Source organism: Pseudomonas pseudonitroreducens (genome assembly GCF_021603645.1).
GTDB classification, from domain to species: Bacteria; Pseudomonadota; Gammaproteobacteria; order Pseudomonadales; family Pseudomonadaceae; genus Pseudomonas; species Pseudomonas pseudonitroreducens.
In genome coordinates this window covers 377,752-394,726 of the sequence record NZ_BQHJ01000006.1, presented here as the reverse complement: position 1 = coordinate 394,726, position 16,975 = coordinate 377,752, and the positions used below count along the sequence as shown (strand labels likewise).

Below are 16,975 nucleotides of genomic sequence, written 5' to 3'. Positions count from 1 at the left end.
GCGGGGTTGGTTCGCGAGCAAGCTCGCTCCTACAAAAACAGTGTTATGCCAGGGCGGTACGCAGTTCGTTGGTGATGGCGGCCTGGTCCAGTTCCTGGCCGATCACCACCAGGCGGGTGCTGCGGGTTTCATCGCTGCGCCAGGCGCGGTCGAAGTGCTTGTCGAAGCGCTTGCCGACGCCCTGCACCAGCAGGCGCATGGGCTTGCCGGGGATGGCGACGAAGCCCTTGATACGCAACACAGCGTGGCGCTCGACCAGTGCGTTCAGTGCGTCGAGCAGGGCGCGCTCTTCCACTTCCGGCAGGTCGACGTGGAAGGAGTCGAACTCGTCGTGGTCGTGATCTTCATGACCCTCGTGGTCGTGGTGCGTCGGGCGGCTGTCGATGTGCAGCTCGGCCTCGGCGTTCAGCCCCAGCAGCACGGAGAGCGGCAGCTGGCCGGAATTGGCTTCGACGATCTTCACCGCCGGCGGCAGTTCCTCGGCGACTTCGGCGCGGACCCGGGCGAGCGCGTCGGCGTCGAGCAGGTCGGCCTTGTTCAGCACCACCAGGTCAGCGCTGGCGAGCTGGTCTTCGAAGAGTTCGTGCAGCGGCGATTCGTGGTCCAGGTTCGGGTCCTGCTTGCGCTGCTCGTCCACCTGTTCGGGATGGGCGGCGAAGGTGCCGGCGGCCACGGCCGGGCTGTCGACCACGGTGATCACCGCGTCAACGGTGCAGGCGTTGCGGATTTCCGGCCACTGGAAGGCCTGCACCAGCGGCTTGGGCAGGGCCAGGCCGGAGGTCTCGATGAGGATCTGGTCGAGGTCGCCACGGCGTGCCACCAGTTCGCGCATCACCGGGAAGAATTCTTCCTGCACGGTGCAGCACAGGCAGCCGTTGGCCAGCTCGAAGACGCGGCCGACCGCTTCTTCTTCGCTGCAACCGATGGAGCACTGCTTGAGGATTTCGCCGTCGATGCCCAGCTCGCCGAATTCGTTGACGATCACCGCGATGCGGCGGCCTTCGGCGTTATCCAGCATGTGGCGGAGCAGGGTGGTCTTCCCGGCGCCGAGGAAGCCGGTGACGATGGTGACGGGGAGTTTGGCCAGGGTCTTCATGCGCGCCTCGCAAGCAGAGAGTTGGAGGGCGGATGAAGGGCGCGCGCGCGGGTTCGCCGCGCAACGAAGGTCGCCACCGGATCACCCCGCCCGGTTGTCGTGATACTGGTCGAGGCAGGTCTCCTGGCTCACAGCCCTCTTGAGTTCTTTCGCCTTCCCGCCGTGGCCGGCAGTGGCTTGTGAAAGAACAGGCTGTTCACAGTTGCGGGGGCAGCCGTGGCACATCCGAAGATTTCCACGTTCCCTCTTAGCTCCGGCCAGCGCCGGAGAACCTCGAAGCAGGGAAGGCTACGCAGCGACGGCGGGGCGGTCAATCGCCGGGGATCGGTTGACGCTTGCAGGGCTTCGTGGTCAGCTAGCGCGGTTTCAGGTGTCTCGCGCCACGCGCGCGAGGTGAAACGGGAAGCCGGTGCGTCCGCAAGGACCAGTCCGGCGCTGCCCCCGCAACGGTAAGCGATCGTAGGGTCATCAGTAGCCACTGTGCTCCGGCATGGGAAGGTTGACCCGCTTGGCCACTGGCCGACATCGCAAGCCCGGAGACCGGCCTGGAATTCTTCGTTTTTGGCAAACCCGCGGTGGGCGGGCGCAGGCCGTGGCGCGACCGTTCCGGCGCGTTCGAATGCGTTCAACCTCTGCGTTCTCTTACTTTGATTTCCAGAGGGAACGTTCATGTCCAGCAGCACCCTGACGCACGCGTCGAGCACTTCCATCCCCCTTTCCAAGCGCATCAGCCTGGCCGTTGGCGCCAGCCTGCTCGGTGCGCTGCTGGTGTATTTCGCCGGCTTCTCGCACATCGATGCGGTGCACAACGCCGCGCACGATACCCGCCACAGCGCCGGTTTCCCCTGCCACTAATGCTGTTCTGAGCCCAATCGACTGCGCGTCGGCCAGGCTGCGTTGGAGTATCGCCGTGGACTGCTCATTGACTTCAGTCAGCTCCGCGTCCCCGCCGATCCTCCGCCTTGCCTGGCGCTAGCCCGCTCGATTCGAGAGTTCGGAAAGGAAAGGAAAAAATGATCAAACGTATCGCCCAGACCGCCGGGTTCGCCGGTCTGATCGCGGCGCTGGTGCTGACTGTGGTTCAGCTGCTGTGGGTGTCCCCGCTGATCCTCAAGGCGGAAACCTACGAGAAGGCCGAGCCGGCCGCCGCGCTGGTCGAGGAACACCACGAGCACGCCCACGACCACGCCGCTGGCGCAGTGGCCGCCCACGAGCACGACGCGGAAGCCTGGGAGCCGGAAGACGGTTGGCAGCGCATCCTCTCCACCACTGGCGGCAACCTGGTGGTCGCGGTGGGCTTCGCCCTGATGCTGGCTGGCCTGTTCACCCTGCGTGCGCCAGGCAAGACCTCCGAAGGCCTGCTCTGGGGCCTGGCCGGTTTCGCCGTGTTCACCCTGGCACCGTCTCTCGGCTTGCCGCCGGAGGTGCCCGGCACCGCCGCCGCCGACCTGACCCTGCGCCAGACCTGGTGGATCGGCACCGCCGCTGCCACCGCTGGCGGCCTTGCGCTGCTGGTGTTCGGCCGCAACTGGGCGCTGCGTGGCATCGGTATCGCCCTGCTGGTGGTGCCGCATGTAATCGGCGCACCGCAGCCGGAAGTGCATTCCAGCCTCGCGCCGGAAAGCGTCGCCCATGAGTTCATCGTCGCCTCGCTGATCACCAACGCGGTGTTCTGGGCGGCCCTGGGCCTGGTTGCCGCCTGGCTGTTCCGTCGCTTCGCGCCGTCGGCCTGATCCGCGCGTTATGTTCGACCCCCGCAGCCGGCACCGCCGCCTGCGGGGTTTTGTTTTGTGGAGATAGACAATGACGCTGGTTGCCGGCCTGGGTTGCCGTCGCGGCTGCTCGCTCGATGAACTGCGCGAGCTGCTGCGCGATACGCTGGTGGAAGCCGGGCTCGATGAGTCGGACCTTACCGCGCTGGCCAGTGCCACCTTGAAGGCGGACGAAGAGGGCCTGACGGCACTGGCCGCCGCCCTCGACCTGCCGCTGGCGCTGTTCACGCCGCAGCAACTGGCCGCGTGCGAATCGCGCCTGGACCGTACATCCGAAACGGTCCGCACGGCCATCGGCGCTGCCAGTGTGGCCGAAGCCGCGGCACTGCTGCAGGCCGAAGCCCAGGCCGGTGCGCCGGCGCGCCTGCTGGTGGGCAAACGCCGCAGCGATCAGGCCACCTGCGCGCTGGCCTTCATCCCCATCGAATTCGCACAGGAGCAGCCATGACGGTCTTCTTCATCGGCGCCGGCCCCGGCGACCCCGAGCTCATTACGGTCAAGGGCCAGCGGCTGGTCCGTTCCTGCCCGGTGATCCTCTACGCTGGCTCGCTGGTGCCGTCGGCGGTGCTGGAAGGGCATCGCGCTGAGCGCGTGGTGAATACCGCCGAGCTGAACCTGGAGGAGATCGTCGCGCTGCTGGCGCAGGCCCATGCCGAGGGCAAGGACGTGGCACGGGTGCACTCCGGTGATCCCTCGCTGTACGGCGCCATCGGCGAGCAGATTCGTCACCTGCGCGAGTTGGGCATTCCCTACGAGATCGTTCCCGGCGTCACCGCTACGTCCGCCTGCGCGGCGATCCTGGGTTGTGAGCTGACCCTGCCGGATATCTCGCAGACGCTGATCCTCACTCGTTACGCCAGCAAGACGCGCATGCCTAACGGCGAATCCCTCGCCGAACTGGCGCAGCACCGCGCAACCCTGGCCATTCATCTGGGCGTCGGCCAACTGCCGAACATCGTCGCCGAACTGCTGCCGCACTATGGCGCCGACTGCCCCATCGCAGTGATCCACCGCGCCAGTTGGCCGGACCAGGACCAGGTTACTGGCACCCTCGGCGACATCCTGCCCAAGGCCGAAGCCAAGGGTTTCCGACGTACGTCGCTGATCCTGGTGGGCAAGGTGCTGGGGGCGGAGGGCTTTGCCGACTCTTCGCTGTACAGCGCGGGGCATGCGCACCTGTATCGCCCGTAAGCCTGCTTTGTGATGCCACTGCAAGCGTAGGGAGCAACTGTCTTTTTCAGGTAAGTCCGTGCCAGCGCCTTCCCCTCACCCCAGCCCTCTCCCAGGGGGAGAGGGAGCCTCCCGTGCCGGCGAACGACAAGGTTTCCTGTACCGAACAATCCCCTCTCCCCTTGGGAGAGGGTTAGGGTGAGGGCTGATCCGAGTACAGGACTGTCGGGTAGGAGCGGACTCCGTCCGCGATCGACTCAACGCCGCCTCGGTATATCAGGCAGCTCGGGCAACCCATCGCGGACGGAGCCCGCTCCCACGCAGGGTTGGGCTCCTTGCTCAGGCCAGCCAAGCCTCCCCGCGCGGCGCCATGCCGCGCCGCAGGTACCAGCGCACCCACAGGTGCACGCCGAGTGCGGCGCACACCGTGAGCAGGATCATCAGGCCTTCGGCATCCATGGCAGCGTCCCTCGTCCGGGTTTCCTGCCTGTCAGGGTAATGCCTGCGACAAAGCGCCGCACAGGTACAGATCGTTTCCGAATGTGCGGATCAGTCAGAAAGCCGAGGCCTTCAACCCTGCAGCGAGTGAATGATCCGCCCGAGGGTCTCCATCGCCTGTTCGCTGCTGGCCGTCCACGGATGCCCGTAGTTCAGCCGCAGGCAGTGGCCGAAGCGCCGTGTGGCGGAGAATATCGGCCCCGGCGCCAGGCTGATGCCCTGGGCATGGGCGAGCTGGAACAGCTTGAGCGCGTCGATCTGCTCGGGCAGCTCCAGCCACAGGAAGTAGCCGCCGCTGGGCCGGGTGACGCGGGTTGCCGCGGGGAAGTGCCGGGCCACGGCGGCGAGCATCGCGTGCTGCTGGCTTTCCAGCGCGTGGCGCAGCTTGCGCAGGTGGCGGTCGTAGCCGCCGTGCTGCAGGTAGTCGGCGATGGCGGCCTGGGCCGGCACCGAGGCTGACAGGCTGGTCATCAGCTTGAGCCGCTCGATCTGCTCGGCGTAGCGCCCGCCGGCGACCCAGCCGACCCGATAGCCCGGCGCCAGGCTCTTGGAGAAGGAGCTGCAGTGCATCACCAGCCCTTCACTGTCGAAGGCCTTCACCGGCTTGGGCGCCTGGGCGGCGAAGTACAGTTCGGCGTAGACGTCGTCCTCGATCAGTGGCACCTGGTGCTGGGCCAGCAACGCGGCGAGGGCGCGCTTCTTGTCCTCGGCCATGCTCGCGCCCAGCGGGTTCTGGAAGTTGCTCATGAACCAGCAGGCCTTGATCGGCAGGCGCGCCAGGCTGTCGGCGAGCACATCCAGGTCGATGCCTTCGCGCGGGTGCACGGGGATTTCCACCGCCTTCAGTTTCAGGCGTTCCAGCACCTGCAGGCTGGCGTAGAAGGCCGGTGCTTCTATGGCCACGAGGTCGCCGGGTTGGGTCACCACCTGCAGGCACAGGTTGAGCGCTTCCAGCGCGCCATTGGTGACCACCAGTTCCTCCACCGGCAGGGGCATGCCGCCGACCATGTAGCGCAGGGCGATCTGTCGGCGCAGCGCATGGCTGCCGGGGGCGAGGTCGGCGACCACCGAACGCGGGTCCATGTCGCGCACGGCATGGGCCATGGAGCGCGCCAGGCGCGGCAGGGGGAACAGCTCCGGTGCCGGGAAGGCCGAGCCGAAGGGCACGGTGTCCGGGTCCTTGATCGAGCTGAGCACCGAGAACACCAGTTCGCTGACGTCCACCTCGGTGGTCTGCGCGTCGTGGCGGGCGATCTCCGGCTCGGCCAGGGCGCGCTGCACGTGCTCGCGGACGAAGTAACCCGAGCGCGCGCGGGCGACGATCAGGCCGCGGTCTTCCAAGAGGTAATAGGCCTGGAACACCGTCGAAGCGCTGACCCCATAGGTGCGGCTGGCGTGTCGCACCGAGGGGACTTTCTGGCCGGGGGCGAGTACGCCGCTGCGGATCAGGCCGGCGATCTCGTCGGCGAATTTCTCGTAGCGCTTCATCTTGTCCTGCGGGGCGGCCTGGGGGGCGGAAGAGTCCGCCCACTCTAGGCGCTGCGCCGAGGTCACGCCAAGCTCCCGTGCCATGTTCAGCGCCTCGGCGAGACGAAGGTGCTGGCAGCGTCGATGGCCTCGTTGCCGTCGCTGACCCTGAAGTGCAGCGGCAGCGAACCACCGGCACTGCGCTGCGCTTCGCTGGCCACCGATACCGCGAAATCGCGGATCTCGCCCGGCTGCAGCATCAGCTCCGGCACGCCCTGCAGGCGGTAGCCGGCGCCGTCGGCGAGGCTCAGCTGGTAATGCTGCGGCTGCTGGGTCTTGTTGATCAGCTTGAGGTTGTAGATGTTCTCGATCTCGCCGGCAGCGTTCTCGCGGAACAGGCCACGGTCGCGGGCGACATCGAGGTTGATCAGCGGCCGCGCCTCCAGTGCCCAGACAAAGGCGCCGATCATCACCAGCAGCACGGCCGCATAGCCGATCAGGCGCGGGCGCAGCAGGTGGGTCTTGCCGCCCTCCAGCGCGCTTTCGGAGGTGTAGCGCACCAGGCCGCGGTCGTAGCCCATCTTGTCCATCACCGAGTCGCAGGCGTCGATGCACGCGGCGCAGCCGATGCAGGCTATCTGCAGGCCGTCGCGGATGTCGATGCCGGTGGGGCAGACCTGCACGCACTGGAAACAGTCGATGCAGTCGCCCAGCCCCTGGGCCTTGGGATCGGCGTCCTTCTTGCGCGCGCCACGGGATTCACCGCGCGCCGCGTCGTAGGAAATGATCAGGGTGTCCTTGTCGAACATCACGCTCTGGAAGCGCGAGTACGGGCACATGTGGATGCACACCTGCTCGCGCAGCCAGCCGGCGTTGGCGTAGGTGGCAGCGGCGAAGAAGGCGACCCAGAAGGTGCTTTCCAGGTCGAGCCTGAAGGTCAGCAGGTCCATCACCAGCGGGCGTACCGGGGTGAAGTAGCCGATGAAGGTGACCGCCGTGGCCAGGCTGATCAGCAGCCAGAGGCCGTGCTTGGCACTCTTGCGCAGGACTTTCTCGGCGCTGGCGGGGCCCTTGTCCAGTTTCATGCGCTGGTTGCGGTCGCCCTCGGTGACCTGCTCGGCCCACATGAAGATCCAGGTCCACACGCTCTGCGGGCAGGTGTAGCCGCACCACACGCGGCCGGCGAACACCGTGATGAAGAACAGGCCGAAGGCGGCGATGATCAGGATCGCCGAGAGCAGGATGAAGTCCTGCGGCCAGAAGGTCGCGCCGAAGATGTAGAACTTGCGCTCGGGCAGGTCCCAGAGCACCGCCTGGCGGCCGTTCCACTGCAGCCACAGGGTGCCGAAGAACAGCAGGAAGAGCAGCGCACCGCCAAGCCGGCGGAGGTCGCGGAAACGCCCCGCGAAACGTTTGGTGTAAACGGTCGGAGTGACCGCCGACAGCGGTTTCGGCGGCGGGGTGAAGCGTTGCGGTGCGTCGATCTGGATGACCTTCGCGGGGATTCTTTCGCTCATTATCGTGGCCCATCAGGCAGAAGAGGCGCCGCGACTGTACGAATCGTCTTGCACTCGAAACAGATTCAGGTTCGCTGGAAAAAACCATATCAGATGCCGAAAAACGCTCCGTGCCGCGGCGCCACAGGCCTGGCGCGCTGCGCGATGGGCCGGCTGATCGGGCCTCTTGCGGCAACCGGTCGCAGGCCCGCAGGAGCAGGGGGTTGGCTGATCTGATCCGGTTTTTCCCGTGTTATCTGCCGCTGTTTTGCACAACAGGCCCCGGCCATAGTTCGGTCAACCGCAACGTGGCGCGCCCGACGACAGAAGCAGGCTGCCACGCAATGATCCGAAGGTGGCCTGGCGATGTACCGATACGATGATTACGACCGCGCCCTGGTGCGCGAACGGGTGGCGCAGTTCCGCGATCAGGTGCAGCGGCGCCTGGGCGATGAGCTGAGCGAAGAGGAATTTCTCCCGCTGCGCCTGCAGAACGGTCTGTACCTGCAGAAGCACGCCTACATGCTGCGGGTGGCGATTCCCTACGGCACCTTGTCCAGCGAGCAGATGCGCACCCTGGCGTGGATCGCCCGTGAGCACGACCGTGGCTACGGCCACTTCACCACGCGGCAGAACATCCAGTTCAACTGGGTGGAGCTTGCGCGTGTGCCGGACATTCTCGAACGTCTCGCCGATGTGGAAATGCACGCCATCCAGACTTCCGGCAACTGCGTGCGCAATATCACCACCGAGGCCTTCGCCGGGGTTGCCGCCGACGAGTTCCTCGACCCGCGCCCGCTGGCGGAAATTCTTCGCCAGTGGTCGACGGTGAACCCCGAATTCCTGTTCCTGCCGCGCAAGTTCAAGATCGCCCTCTGTGCCGCCGAGGAAGACCGCGCGGCGGTGATGATGCACGACATCGGCCTCTACCTGCGCCGCGCCGAGGACGGCGAACTGCGCCTGAAGGTGCTGGTGGGCGGCGGGCTGGGGCGCACGCCGATGCTCGGCCAGGTGATCCGCGACGACCTGCCCTGGTGGCACCTGCTGTCCTATCTCGAGGCCATCCTGCGGGTGTACAACCGCTACGGCCGGCGCGACAACAAGTACAAGGCGCGGATCAAGATCCTGGTGAAGGCGCTGGGCATCGAGGCGTTCTCCCGCGAGGTGGAAGAGGAGTGGCAACACCTGCGCGATGGCGAGGCGCAACTGACGCTCGACGAGTACCAGCGAGTGGCTGCCGCCTTCGAACCGCCGGTCTACGCTGCCGCCGATGATCTTGCCTACGGCAGTGCGCTGGCTGCCGATGCAGCGTTCGCCCGCTGGGTCTCGCGCAACGTGCGCCCGCACCGCGTGCCGGGGTATGCCAGCGTGGTGCTGTCCACCAAGCCGGGCGCCGAGGCACCGCCGGGGGATGCGACGGCCGAGCAGATGGAGCGAGTGGCCGACTGGGCCGAGCGCTTCGGCTTTGGCGAAATCCGCGTCGCCCATGAGCAGAACCTGGTGCTGCCGGACGTGCGCAAGGCCGATCTCCATGTGCTCTGGCAGGAAGCCTGTAGCGCAGGACTGGGCACGCCGAACCAGGGCCTGCTCACCGACATCATCGCCTGCCCGGGCGGTGACTTCTGTGCGCTGGCCAATGCCAAGTCGATCCCCATTGCCCAGGGCATCCAGCAGCGCTTCGAGGACCTCGACTACCTGCACGACCTGGGCGATCTGAGCCTGAACATCTCCGGCTGCATGAACGCCTGCGGCCACCACCACATCGGCAACATCGGCATTCTTGGCGTCGACAAGAACGGTAGCGAGTGGTACCAGATCACCCTGGGCGGCGCCCAGGGCGTGAAGAGCGCGCTGGGCAAGGTGATCGGCCCGTCATTCAGCGCGGCGGAGGTGCCCGGTGTGATCGAGGCGCTGGTGCAGACCTATGTCGAGCAGCGCGGCGCCGGTGAGCGCTTCGTCGAAACGGTCGAACGTATCGGCCTGGAGCCGTTCAAGGCACGGGTCTACCGCCAGGCGGAGGTGCCGGCATGAAGAACCTGATTCGCCTGCGTGATGGTGTCGCCGAGCTGGCGCCGGATGATTCCTGGACCTTGCTGCGCGAAGTGCCGGAGGAATTGCCCGACGGCAACCTGATCCTGCCGCTCAAGGCCTGGCTGGACCGGGGCACCTGTAGGAGCGAGCTTGCTCGCGAACAGGATTGGCCGGTGGGGTCTGAGCTGGGAGGTTCGCGAGCAAGCTCGCTCCTACAATGGCATGGCGTATTGCTCGGGCCGGATGACGATCCGCAACAGCTTGCCCAATGGCTGGATGAGATCCCACTGATCGCCATCGACTTCCCCAGCTTCCGCGATGGTCGCGGCTACAGCCTGGCCTATCTGCTGCGCAGCCGCCTGGGCTGGCGCGGGGAGCTGCGTGCGGTGGGTGACGTGCTGCGTGACCAACTGGCGCATCTGCGCCAGTGCGGTTTCGACGCCTTCGCCGTGCGCGAGGACAAGTCCGTGGAGGACGCCCTGAAGGGCCTGGCGGGGCTGAGTGTGCTCTACGGCCGCTCGGTGATTGAGCCGCGCCCGCTGTTCCGGCGTCGCTCCTAGGACTCGACAATCGCGCGCGGCCAAGGCTGCAGCGGGTCGGCCAAGCTTGACGGTGTGCCGGGGGGCAGGAAAAATGCGGGCATCATCCACGGAGCCGCTGTGCGCCGCTGGTAACCCACGTATTCGAGTGACCCCCAGAATATGCGCATGCGCCTGATGCTGTTGGGTGGCGGTAATGCCCTTGGACAGGCGCTGATCCGCCTGGGCGCCGAGGAAGATATCGGCTTCCTCGCACCCCGACCGCCCGACCAGGGCTGGGACGCCGCCAGTCTTACCGTCCTGCTGGACGAGACCCGTCCCGACGCGGTGATCAACCTCGCCTATTACTTCGACTGGTTCCAGGCCGAGGCCGTCGATGCCGCCAGGCTGGCCAGCCAGGAGCGCGCGGTGGAGCGTCTGTCCGAACTCTGCCAGCACCACGAGATCCTGCTGATCCAGCCGTCGAGCTATCGCGTGTTCGACGGTGCCCGTGCCACTGCCTACAGCGAGAAGGACGAGCCGCTGCCGCTGGGCCCGCGTGGCCAGGCGCTATGGCGCATGGAGCAGTGGGTGCGGGCGACCTGCCCGCGCCATGTGCTGCTGCGCTTTGGCTGGCTGCTCGACGACAGCGCCGATGGTGTGCTCGGGCGCTTCCTCGAGCGCGCCGAGAAGGAGCAGGTGCTGTTCCTCGCCGACGACCGGCGTGGCAATCCGACCCCGGTCGATGATGCCGCACGGGTGATCCTCTCCGTGCTCAAGCAGCTCGACTGCCAGGCGCCGCTGTGGGGCACCTATCACTACGGTGGCCTGGAGGCCACCACGACTCTGTCCCTGGGCCAGGTGGTGCTCGGCGAGGCTCGCGCCTTCCATACCCTGGCCGTCCAGGAACCGAGCCCGCAGGCCCATGCCGCGCGCCCGGACGCCGGCGATGAACCGCAGCATGCGGTGCTTGCCTGCAAGAAAATCCTCCATACCTTCGGTATCAAGCCGCGCGCCTGGCGCGCCGGCCTGCCCGCCCTGCTGGATCGCTATTACCGCCATGTCTGATCGCCTATCTCCCTCTGCGCAGCCCATCCTGATCACCGGCGGCGCGGGGTTCATCGGTTCCCATCTGGCGGACGCGCTGCTGGCACTGGGTTTCTCCGTGCGCGTGCTGGACGACCTGTCCACTGGCAAGCGCGAGAATCTCGACAGCCGCGTCGAGCTGATCGTCGGCAACGTCGCCGATGAGGCGGCGCTGCGTGGCGCAGTGAGCGGTTGCCAGGGCGTCGTGCACCTGGCGGCCATTGCCTCGGTGCAGGCCTCGGTGGAAGACCCGGTGGGCACCCACCGGGCGAACTTCATCGGTACCCTGAATCTCTGCGAGGCCATGCGCCAGGAAGGTATCCACCGCGTACTGTTCGCCTCCAGCGCAGCGGTCTACGGGCAGAATGGCGAAGGCACTGCCATCGACGAAGACGTGGTCAAGGCTCCGCTGACGCCCTACGCCTCGGATAAGTTGGCCAGCGAGTACTACCTGGACTTCTACCGCCGCGAGCATGGGCTGGAACCGGCGATCTTCCGCTTCTTCAACGTCTATGGCCCGCGCCAGGACCCGTCCTCGCCGTATTCCGGGGTGATCAGCATCTTCGCCCGGCGTGCCGAGCAGGGCCTGCCGATCAGCGTATTCGGCGACGGCGAGCAGACCCGTGATTTCATCTATGTCGGCGACCTGGTGAAGCTGCTGGTGAAGGCACTGCTGGCGGAGGAAGTGGCCGAGTCGGCGATCAACGTCGGCCTCGACCAGTCGACCAGCCTGAACCAGTTGCTGGCCGAGATTGGCAAGCTCACCGGCGGGCTGCCGCAGATCACCTACCAGCCGGCGCGCCATGGCGATATTCGCCATTCCCGCGCCGACAACCGCCGCCTGCTGCAGCGCTACCACCTCGACGCGCCAACGCCGCTGGCCGAGGGTCTGGCCCAGTTGATCACCACCAGGGTTTGTTGATCGCCAGCACGAAGATGCTGGCCAGCGAGGACAGCGCCAGCACGCTGAGTACGGCCTTGCTCGGCTTCGAGACGGAGCGCAGGGCAAAGGCCGCCAGCACGATGTAGAGCACCAGCAGGCCGAGCTTCACCTGCAGCCACACAGGCAGCGGCCAGGGCATCGCCAGGTGCACCAGGCCCAGGGCGCTCAGCAACAGCAGTGTATCGATCAGATGAGGCAGCCCGCGCTGCCAGCCAGCGGGACGCTTGCCCCACCAGCTCAGGCCCAGGCGCAGGAGGAAGAGCAGGGTGCTGATGATCGCCAGGCTGACGTGCAGTGCTTTGAGTTCGAGGTACATAGCGGTTCCCAGAAAGTGAAAAAGGCGCCCTTGGGCGCCTTTTTCATGTTTGCTCCGTTAGAAACGGTAGCCGAAACCAACCATGTAAACCCAGGGGTCGACATCAACATCGACCTTGGTTTTCTGGATGCCCAGTGCGGACGGACCGTCGACGCTGGCTTTGGTATCGATATCCATGTACCAGACCGCGGCGTTGACGAAGGCGTGCTCGTTGAGCATGTAGTCCATGCCCAGTTCGGCGGCGAGGCCCCAGGAGTCCTGCAGCTTCAGGTTGCTGAAGCCCTGGTCCTTGCGGGCACCGGTGAGGTCTTCGTCGAAGAAGGTGGTGTAGTTCACGCCCAGGCCGCCGTACGGCTGGAAGGCGGAGTTGGTACCCCCCATTGGGTAGTACTGCAGCAGCACGGTCGGCGGCAGCTGCTTGATATCGGCCAGCTTGCCATCGAGACCGCCGCCCAGGCCCTTCACGTCGACCTGGTGCTTGAACGGAGTGGCCGCGACCAGTTCGATACCGATCTTGTCGGTGAGCAGGTAGGCGAAAGTCAGGCCCAGCTGGGTGTCGCTGTCGACGGTGGCCTTGGTGCCACGGGCTTTCGCGCCGTCGAACTTGAGATCGCTGCTGCTATCGTCCGGCGCAACGGTGGCGATACCGCCGCGGACGAGGAAGTCGCCAGCCTGGTGGCCGCGGATGTCGGCGGCCTGGGCTGCGATCGGCGTTGCGACGGCGAGGGAGAGAAGCGAGGCGGTGAGCCAGGACTTACGCATGATGAGCTCCAATATCTCTTTGGTATAAGTGTTGGTGCCCAGAATAGTAGACAGCGCTAAAAGCGCACTTTTGACCTGGCTCAATAAAGCCCACAAGCTTTGTAGGAATGAGGGGTGCGGCAAAGTGCCGCGTCCGCTTACTGCCCGGTGTACTCGTAGGGTTCGATACTGCTGGCCTGCATCTGGTAGCCGGCCTCGGCAAGGTCGCTTTCCGCCGCCTTCACGCTCAGTTTGCCGATGATCCAGAAGGGTTGGTAAAGCTCATCGACTTTTACGCCCTTGCCGCCTCGAACATAGACGATCTGGTTGGACGGTGGCGCTGGTACGTGGATGCAGGCGCCGTAATAGGGCACCAGCAGGAAGTCGCGGACGGTCTGGCCGTCTTCCTCGACTTCCAGCGGCACGATGTAGCCCGGCATCTTCACTTCCTGGCCGTCCAGCTGCTGCACCACCGGGGCGTTGGATATCTGCTGCTTCACCGCCGGGCCACTCTCCGAATTGAGTACATCGGAGAGCTTGGACATATCGTGCAGCGGCACCGGCGGCGGGGGCGGCGGTGCGCCCTCGGGGATCAGCTCGGGCCAGGTCAGCTCGCGCGGCGCCGCCCAGACGGTAGCGCTGGTGGCGAGCAGCAGAAGGAACAACAGGCGGCGCATGGGACTTCTTTGTACGGTGTTGGCTTGCACGGGGATGGCTCGCATGGGGCTGGCTCAGAGGCGGATCGACAGCCCATCGGCCAGCGATTGCCGATAGGCACGCCACGCCGGCACGCAGCCGATCAGCAGCGCGGCCAGGAGTATGCCGCCGAGCAAGGACCATTCATAGGCGCTGGGCAGCGCCAATGGCAGGAAGATGCCGTAGTTCGCCTGCACGTAGGCCTGGCTGCCGGCGATGCCGGCGTAGAGCAAGCCGACACCCAGCGCCACGCCCGCCAGCGCCAGGGCGAAGGCTTCGGCCACCAGCAGGCTGAAGATGTGCCAGGGCCGCGCACCCACCGAGCGCAGGATGGCCATTTCACGGCGGCGCTCGTTGAGGCTGGTGAGGATCGCCGTGAGCATGCCGATCAGGCCGGTCAGCACCACGAACAGCGAGACCACGAACAGCGCCTTCTCCGCCGTGCCCATCAGGCCCCAGAGCTCCTGCAGCGCGACACCGGGGAGGATCGCCATCAGTGGCTCGCCGTCGTACTCGTTGATCTGCCGCTGCAGGGTGAAGGTCGCCACCTTGCTCTTGAGCCCCAGCAGGAAGGCGGTGATGGCCTTGGGCTGCAGGTCCATGCTGCGCGCCTGGTCTTCGCTGATGCGTGCAGCGCCGCGAGCCGGGACGCCGTTCTGCCAGTCCACATGCAGCGCTTCCATGCCCTGCAGCGAAATGTGCAGGGTACGGTCCACCGGCGTGCCGGTGCGCTTGAGGATACCGACCACGGTGAACGGCTTGTCGTCGTGCTGCACCAGGCTGATGGTGCTGACGCCGTGGGCCAGGACGATCTTGTCACCGAGCTTGTAATGCAGGGCTTCGGCCACTTCCGCGCCGAGTACCACGTCGAACAGGTCCTGGCCGAACGGCCGGCCCTCGGACATTTCCAGCAACTGCCCGCGGCCGAAGCGGTAGTGCTCGAAATAGCCGGTGTCGGTGCCCATGACGCGGTAGCCGCGGTGCGAGTCGCCCAGGGAAATCGGGATCGCCCACTTCACCAGCGGGCTGTGGGTGACAGTCTCGTAGCTTTCCCAGCGAATGTTGTTGGTGGCATTGCCGATGCGGAATACCGAGTAGAGCAGCAGGTTCACCGAGCCCGAACGCGCGCCGACGATCAGGTCGGTGCCGGAAATGGTGCTGGCGAAGCTGGCCTTGGCCTCGGTGCGCACGCGCTCCACTGCCAGCAGCAGGCAGGCGGAGAGGGCGATGGCGAAGATCGTCAGCAGCGCGGTGAAGCGGCGGTTGGACAGGCTGGCGAGTGCCAGGCGCAACAGGTACATGCTCAGATTCCCGGAGCGCGGGCAGCGCGGTTGAGGTCGGCGAGGGACAGGCTGCGGTCGAACAGCGGCGCCAGGCTCTGGTCATGGCTGACGAACAGCAGGCTGGCGCCGGCCTCGCGGCACTCGGCGAACAAGAGTTGGAGGAAGGCCTCGCGGGTATCGGCGTCCAGCGCCGAGGTCGGCTCGTCGGCGATCACCAGTTCCGGCTGGCCGATCAGTGCGCGAGCGGCGGCGACGCGTTGTTGCTGGCCGATGGACAGGCTGTCGGCGCGGCGCTCGATCAGTGCGGCGTCGCCCAGCCCCAGGTGCTTGAGCAGCGCCTCGGCAGCCCTGGCCACGCTGCCATGGCGCAGGGTCGCCCGTTCGGCGCGGCTGTGGGAGAAATGACAGGGCAGCTCGACGTTCTCGCGCACCGAGAGGAACGGCAGCAGGTTGAACTGCTGGAAGATGTAGCCGGTGTGGTCGACGCGAAAATGATCGCGGCGTGCCGACTTCATCTGTGCGATGTCCTCGCCGAGCAGCTTGACGCTGCCGCGCTGCGGGCGCTGCACACCGCCGAGCAGGCCGAGCAGGGTGGTCTTGCCGCTGCCGGACGGGCCCTTGAGGAACAGGGTCTCGCCATGGGCCAGGGCGAAGGCGGGGATGTCCAGCAGCTCCGCCTGGCCGGGCCAGGCGAAACCGAGGTTGTCGAGTTCGAGCAGTGCGGTCATTTCAGCGCGTCGTGATCAGAAGTTCAGGGTCGGGTTGGCGGCGGTCAATTCTGCACCTTGCTGGCCGCTCGGGCCGATCAGTTGTACCTGAATCTTCTGGGTCGCCGGGAAACGCTTGAACAGCGGTGCGAAGTCGAGAGTGGCGAGGTCCTGCGGTTGGGCGCAGGTCAGCTGGTAGTGGGCGTCGATGTCGGCGTGGTGATGGCCTTCGTGTTCGTCATGGTCGCCGTCGTCATGGTCGTGCTCTTCTGCCTTGGGCGCATCGCCGAACAGCGGGCTGGAAAGCTCCACCGACTGCACGCTGCACTTGGCCGAAGCGGGCAGGCTGAGCAGTTGCAGCGGCTGCTTGAGCTGGGCCTGCACAGTGGCGACGGTGGCCTTGTCGGCAGCGCTGGTGGCAGCATGCTCGAAGCCGACGAGGTTCATTGCCGGGCTGTCCATCTGCAGTTCCAGGGTCTTGCCGTCGAGGGCGACGTTGAGCTGGGCGACGCCATGCTCGTGCTTGCCGAGGCTGCCGTGTTCATGTTCGTCGTGGGCTTGGGCGGCGAGGGGCAGCAGGGCGACAGCGAGGAGCAAGGGGCGCATGGGGAACTCCGGTCCGTTGAATGATTTTGTTACGTTATAACAGATGAAAAATTAAGGCTAGCTTAGCGTGTGTTTGGCGTGGCGCCGATGCCGTGGGAGCATGCGCGAAACGGCGCGAGGAGAAGGGCGATGCTGAGAATCAAGGGCACCATCGGCGACTGGCCGGTGGACCTGACTGTGGAAATGGACGCCGCCGACTGGGCTCGGCTGGCGCAGAACCTGCCGGTGGCGGCCGTGCTGCCGTCCACTCCGGCCGCCGCTCCTGCGGCAGCCGGCAGCGGCCCGGCGGACAAGCTGTGGCTGGCCGCGCAGGACCTGCTGCGCCGCAGCGGCAGCACGGAAGGGCCGGAGCTGATGGATGAACTGGAAGCGCTGGCGGGCAGCACGGGAGCGGCGAAGGGTTTGCTGGTGCGCCTGCGCCATAGCCCGAAGGTGAGGATCGAGGTGCGCGAAGGTGTGCAGGTCTTCACTTGGGCAGATGAGTAGCCCGGAGACTTGTAGGAGCGAGCTTGCTCGCGAATCGAACCCCGCTGCGGGGCTGTTCGCGAG

Annotated in this window: 18 protein-coding genes and 2 riboswitches; of the genes, 9 read left to right on the top strand and 9 right to left on the bottom strand. The window is 66.3% G+C overall.

Annotated elements, in window-relative coordinates:
- Positions 1 to 43: 43 nt before the first annotated feature.
- Complete coding sequence (gene cobW, locus L6D89_RS17270; protein ID WP_236172389.1) at positions 44 to 1,096, bottom strand: cobalamin biosynthesis protein CobW; 1,053 nt, start codon at positions 1,094 to 1,096, stop codon at positions 44 to 46.
- A gap of 96 nt (positions 1,097 to 1,192) precedes the next feature.
- Positions 1,193 to 1,387, bottom strand: a riboswitch (cobalamin riboswitch).
- A gap of 60 nt (positions 1,388 to 1,447) precedes the next feature.
- Positions 1,448 to 1,659: riboswitch (cobalamin riboswitch) on the top strand.
- 106 nt (positions 1,660 to 1,765) lie between these two features.
- Here cobW and L6D89_RS17265 point away from each other — a divergent pair.
- The 4 genes from L6D89_RS17265 to cobM all read left to right on the top strand — a co-directional run bounded on the left by L6D89_RS17265 (position 1,766) and on the right by cobM (position 4,059).
- Positions 1,766 to 1,951, top strand: a complete 186-nt coding sequence (locus tag L6D89_RS17265) for a CbtB domain-containing protein (RefSeq protein ID WP_024764032.1) — start codon at positions 1,766 to 1,768, stop codon at positions 1,949 to 1,951.
- A gap of 158 nt (positions 1,952 to 2,109) precedes the next feature.
- The gene (locus tag L6D89_RS17260; RefSeq protein ID WP_236200613.1) at positions 2,110 to 2,829 is read left to right on the top strand and encodes a CbtA family protein; all 720 of its coding nucleotides are present in this window, start codon (positions 2,110 to 2,112) and stop codon (positions 2,827 to 2,829) included.
- Between the two features lie 70 nt (positions 2,830 to 2,899).
- Entirely contained in the window at positions 2,900 to 3,316 is a 417-nt protein-coding gene (locus L6D89_RS17255) for a cobalamin biosynthesis protein (protein ID WP_236200612.1), read from the top strand.
- Entirely contained in the window at positions 3,313 to 4,059 is a 747-nt protein-coding gene (gene cobM, locus L6D89_RS17250; protein WP_236200611.1) for a precorrin-4 C(11)-methyltransferase, read from the top strand. The genes L6D89_RS17255 and cobM overlap by 4 nt, the downstream gene beginning before the upstream one ends.
- 549 nt (positions 4,060 to 4,608) lie before the next feature.
- On the opposite strand, the gene mapR is transcribed toward cobM, so the two are convergent.
- Both mapR and ccoG read right to left on the bottom strand, forming a co-directional pair.
- Positions 4,609 to 6,024 carry a GntR family transcriptional regulator MpaR gene (mapR, locus tag L6D89_RS17245; protein ID WP_236200642.1) on the bottom strand — a complete coding sequence of 472 codons (1,416 nt, stop codon included), beginning with the start codon at positions 6,022 to 6,024 and terminating at the stop codon, positions 4,609 to 4,611.
- Between the two features lie 86 nt (positions 6,025 to 6,110).
- A complete protein-coding gene (gene ccoG / locus L6D89_RS17240; RefSeq protein WP_236200610.1) occupies positions 6,111 to 7,520 on the bottom strand; it encodes a cytochrome c oxidase accessory protein CcoG in 1,410 nt (469 codons plus the stop codon).
- 345 nt (positions 7,521 to 7,865) lie between these two features.
- On the opposite strand from ccoG, the gene L6D89_RS17235 reads away from it, so the two are divergent.
- The 4 genes from L6D89_RS17235 to L6D89_RS17220 all read left to right on the top strand — a co-directional run bounded on the left by L6D89_RS17235 (position 7,866) and on the right by L6D89_RS17220 (position 12,056).
- Entirely contained in the window at positions 7,866 to 9,530 is a 1,665-nt protein-coding gene (locus tag L6D89_RS17235) for a nitrite/sulfite reductase (protein WP_236200609.1), read from the top strand.
- On the top strand, positions 9,527 to 10,090 hold the full coding sequence (locus L6D89_RS17230; RefSeq protein WP_236200608.1) for a DUF934 domain-containing protein: 564 nt from the start codon (positions 9,527 to 9,529) through the stop codon (positions 10,088 to 10,090). The genes L6D89_RS17235 and L6D89_RS17230 overlap by 4 nt, the downstream gene beginning before the upstream one ends.
- A 141-nt stretch (positions 10,091 to 10,231) precedes the next feature.
- The gene (locus L6D89_RS17225) at positions 10,232 to 11,116 is read left to right on the top strand and encodes a sugar nucleotide-binding protein (protein WP_236200607.1); all 885 of its coding nucleotides are present in this window, start codon (positions 10,232 to 10,234) and stop codon (positions 11,114 to 11,116) included.
- On the top strand, positions 11,109 to 12,056 hold the full coding sequence (locus tag L6D89_RS17220) for an NAD-dependent epimerase/dehydratase family protein (RefSeq protein ID WP_236172398.1): 948 nt from the start codon (positions 11,109 to 11,111) through the stop codon (positions 12,054 to 12,056). Before L6D89_RS17225 ends, L6D89_RS17220 begins: the two co-directional genes overlap by 8 nt.
- Here the strand turns inward: L6D89_RS17220 and L6D89_RS17215 are convergent.
- From L6D89_RS17215 to L6D89_RS17190, 6 genes are all read right to left on the bottom strand, one after another.
- A complete protein-coding gene (locus L6D89_RS17215; protein ID WP_236200606.1) occupies positions 12,037 to 12,393 on the bottom strand; it encodes a SirB2 family protein in 357 nt (118 codons plus the stop codon). The genes L6D89_RS17220 and L6D89_RS17215 overlap by 20 nt on opposite strands.
- Positions 12,394 to 12,450: 57 nt before the next feature.
- Positions 12,451 to 13,155 (bottom strand): OmpW family outer membrane protein, encoded by a 705-nt coding sequence (locus L6D89_RS17210; RefSeq protein ID WP_236172400.1) that lies wholly within the window; start codon positions 13,153 to 13,155, stop codon positions 12,451 to 12,453.
- Positions 13,156 to 13,292: 137 nt separating this feature from the next.
- Positions 13,293 to 13,811 (bottom strand): DUF3299 domain-containing protein, encoded by a 519-nt coding sequence (locus L6D89_RS17205; RefSeq protein ID WP_236200605.1) that lies wholly within the window; start codon positions 13,809 to 13,811, stop codon positions 13,293 to 13,295.
- Positions 13,812 to 13,865: 54 nt separating this feature from the next.
- The gene (locus tag L6D89_RS17200; RefSeq protein ID WP_236200604.1) at positions 13,866 to 15,131 is read right to left on the bottom strand and encodes an ABC transporter permease; all 1,266 of its coding nucleotides are present in this window, start codon (positions 15,129 to 15,131) and stop codon (positions 13,866 to 13,868) included.
- Positions 15,132 to 15,133: 2 nt separating this feature from the next.
- A complete protein-coding gene (locus tag L6D89_RS17195; RefSeq protein WP_236172403.1) occupies positions 15,134 to 15,841 on the bottom strand; it encodes an ABC transporter ATP-binding protein in 708 nt (235 codons plus the stop codon).
- A 15-nt stretch (positions 15,842 to 15,856) separates the two neighbouring features.
- Positions 15,857 to 16,426: a DUF2796 domain-containing protein gene (locus tag L6D89_RS17190; protein WP_236200603.1), complete on the bottom strand. Its 570-nt coding sequence runs from the start codon at positions 16,424 to 16,426 to the stop codon at positions 15,857 to 15,859.
- A gap of 129 nt (positions 16,427 to 16,555) precedes the next feature.
- Here L6D89_RS17190 and L6D89_RS17185 point away from each other — a divergent pair, with 129 nt between their 5' ends.
- Complete coding sequence (locus L6D89_RS17185) at positions 16,556 to 16,912, top strand: hypothetical protein (protein WP_236200602.1); 357 nt, start codon at positions 16,556 to 16,558, stop codon at positions 16,910 to 16,912.
- Positions 16,913 to 16,975 lie beyond the last annotated feature (63 nt).

Coding starts and splice junctions, on each gene's coding strand:
- L6D89_RS17205 (WP_236200605.1), bottom strand. CDS start 13,811: ATGCGCCGCCTGTTGTTCCTTCTGCTGCTCGCCACCAGCGCTACCGTC.
- ccoG (WP_236200610.1), bottom strand. CDS start 7,520: ATGAGCGAAAGAATCCCCGCGAAGGTCATCCAGATCGACGCACCGCAA.
- L6D89_RS17200 (WP_236200604.1), bottom strand. CDS start 15,131: ATGTACCTGTTGCGCCTGGCACTCGCCAGCCTGTCCAACCGCCGCTTC.
- cobM (WP_236200611.1), top strand. CDS start 3,313: ATGACGGTCTTCTTCATCGGCGCCGGCCCCGGCGACCCCGAGCTCATT.
- cobW (WP_236172389.1), bottom strand. CDS start 1,096: ATGAAGACCCTGGCCAAACTCCCCGTCACCATCGTCACCGGCTTCCTC.
- mapR (WP_236200642.1), bottom strand. CDS start 6,024: ATGAAGCGCTACGAGAAATTCGCCGACGAGATCGCCGGCCTGATCCGC.
- L6D89_RS17190 (WP_236200603.1), bottom strand. CDS start 16,426: ATGCGCCCCTTGCTCCTCGCTGTCGCCCTGCTGCCCCTCGCCGCCCAA.
- L6D89_RS17185 (WP_236200602.1), top strand. CDS start 16,556: ATGCTGAGAATCAAGGGCACCATCGGCGACTGGCCGGTGGACCTGACT.
- L6D89_RS17255 (WP_236200612.1), top strand. CDS start 2,900: ATGACGCTGGTTGCCGGCCTGGGTTGCCGTCGCGGCTGCTCGCTCGAT.
- L6D89_RS17210 (WP_236172400.1), bottom strand. CDS start 13,155: ATGCGTAAGTCCTGGCTCACCGCCTCGCTTCTCTCCCTCGCCGTCGCA.
- L6D89_RS17235 (WP_236200609.1), top strand. CDS start 7,866: ATGTACCGATACGATGATTACGACCGCGCCCTGGTGCGCGAACGGGTG.
- L6D89_RS17225 (WP_236200607.1), top strand. CDS start 10,232: ATGCGCATGCGCCTGATGCTGTTGGGTGGCGGTAATGCCCTTGGACAG.
- L6D89_RS17215 (WP_236200606.1), bottom strand. CDS start 12,393: ATGTACCTCGAACTCAAAGCACTGCACGTCAGCCTGGCGATCATCAGC.
- L6D89_RS17265 (WP_024764032.1), top strand. CDS start 1,766: ATGTCCAGCAGCACCCTGACGCACGCGTCGAGCACTTCCATCCCCCTT.
- L6D89_RS17220 (WP_236172398.1), top strand. CDS start 11,109: ATGTCTGATCGCCTATCTCCCTCTGCGCAGCCCATCCTGATCACCGGC.
- L6D89_RS17195 (WP_236172403.1), bottom strand. CDS start 15,841: ATGACCGCACTGCTCGAACTCGACAACCTCGGTTTCGCCTGGCCCGGC.
- L6D89_RS17230 (WP_236200608.1), top strand. CDS start 9,527: ATGAAGAACCTGATTCGCCTGCGTGATGGTGTCGCCGAGCTGGCGCCG.
- L6D89_RS17260 (WP_236200613.1), top strand. CDS start 2,110: ATGATCAAACGTATCGCCCAGACCGCCGGGTTCGCCGGTCTGATCGCG.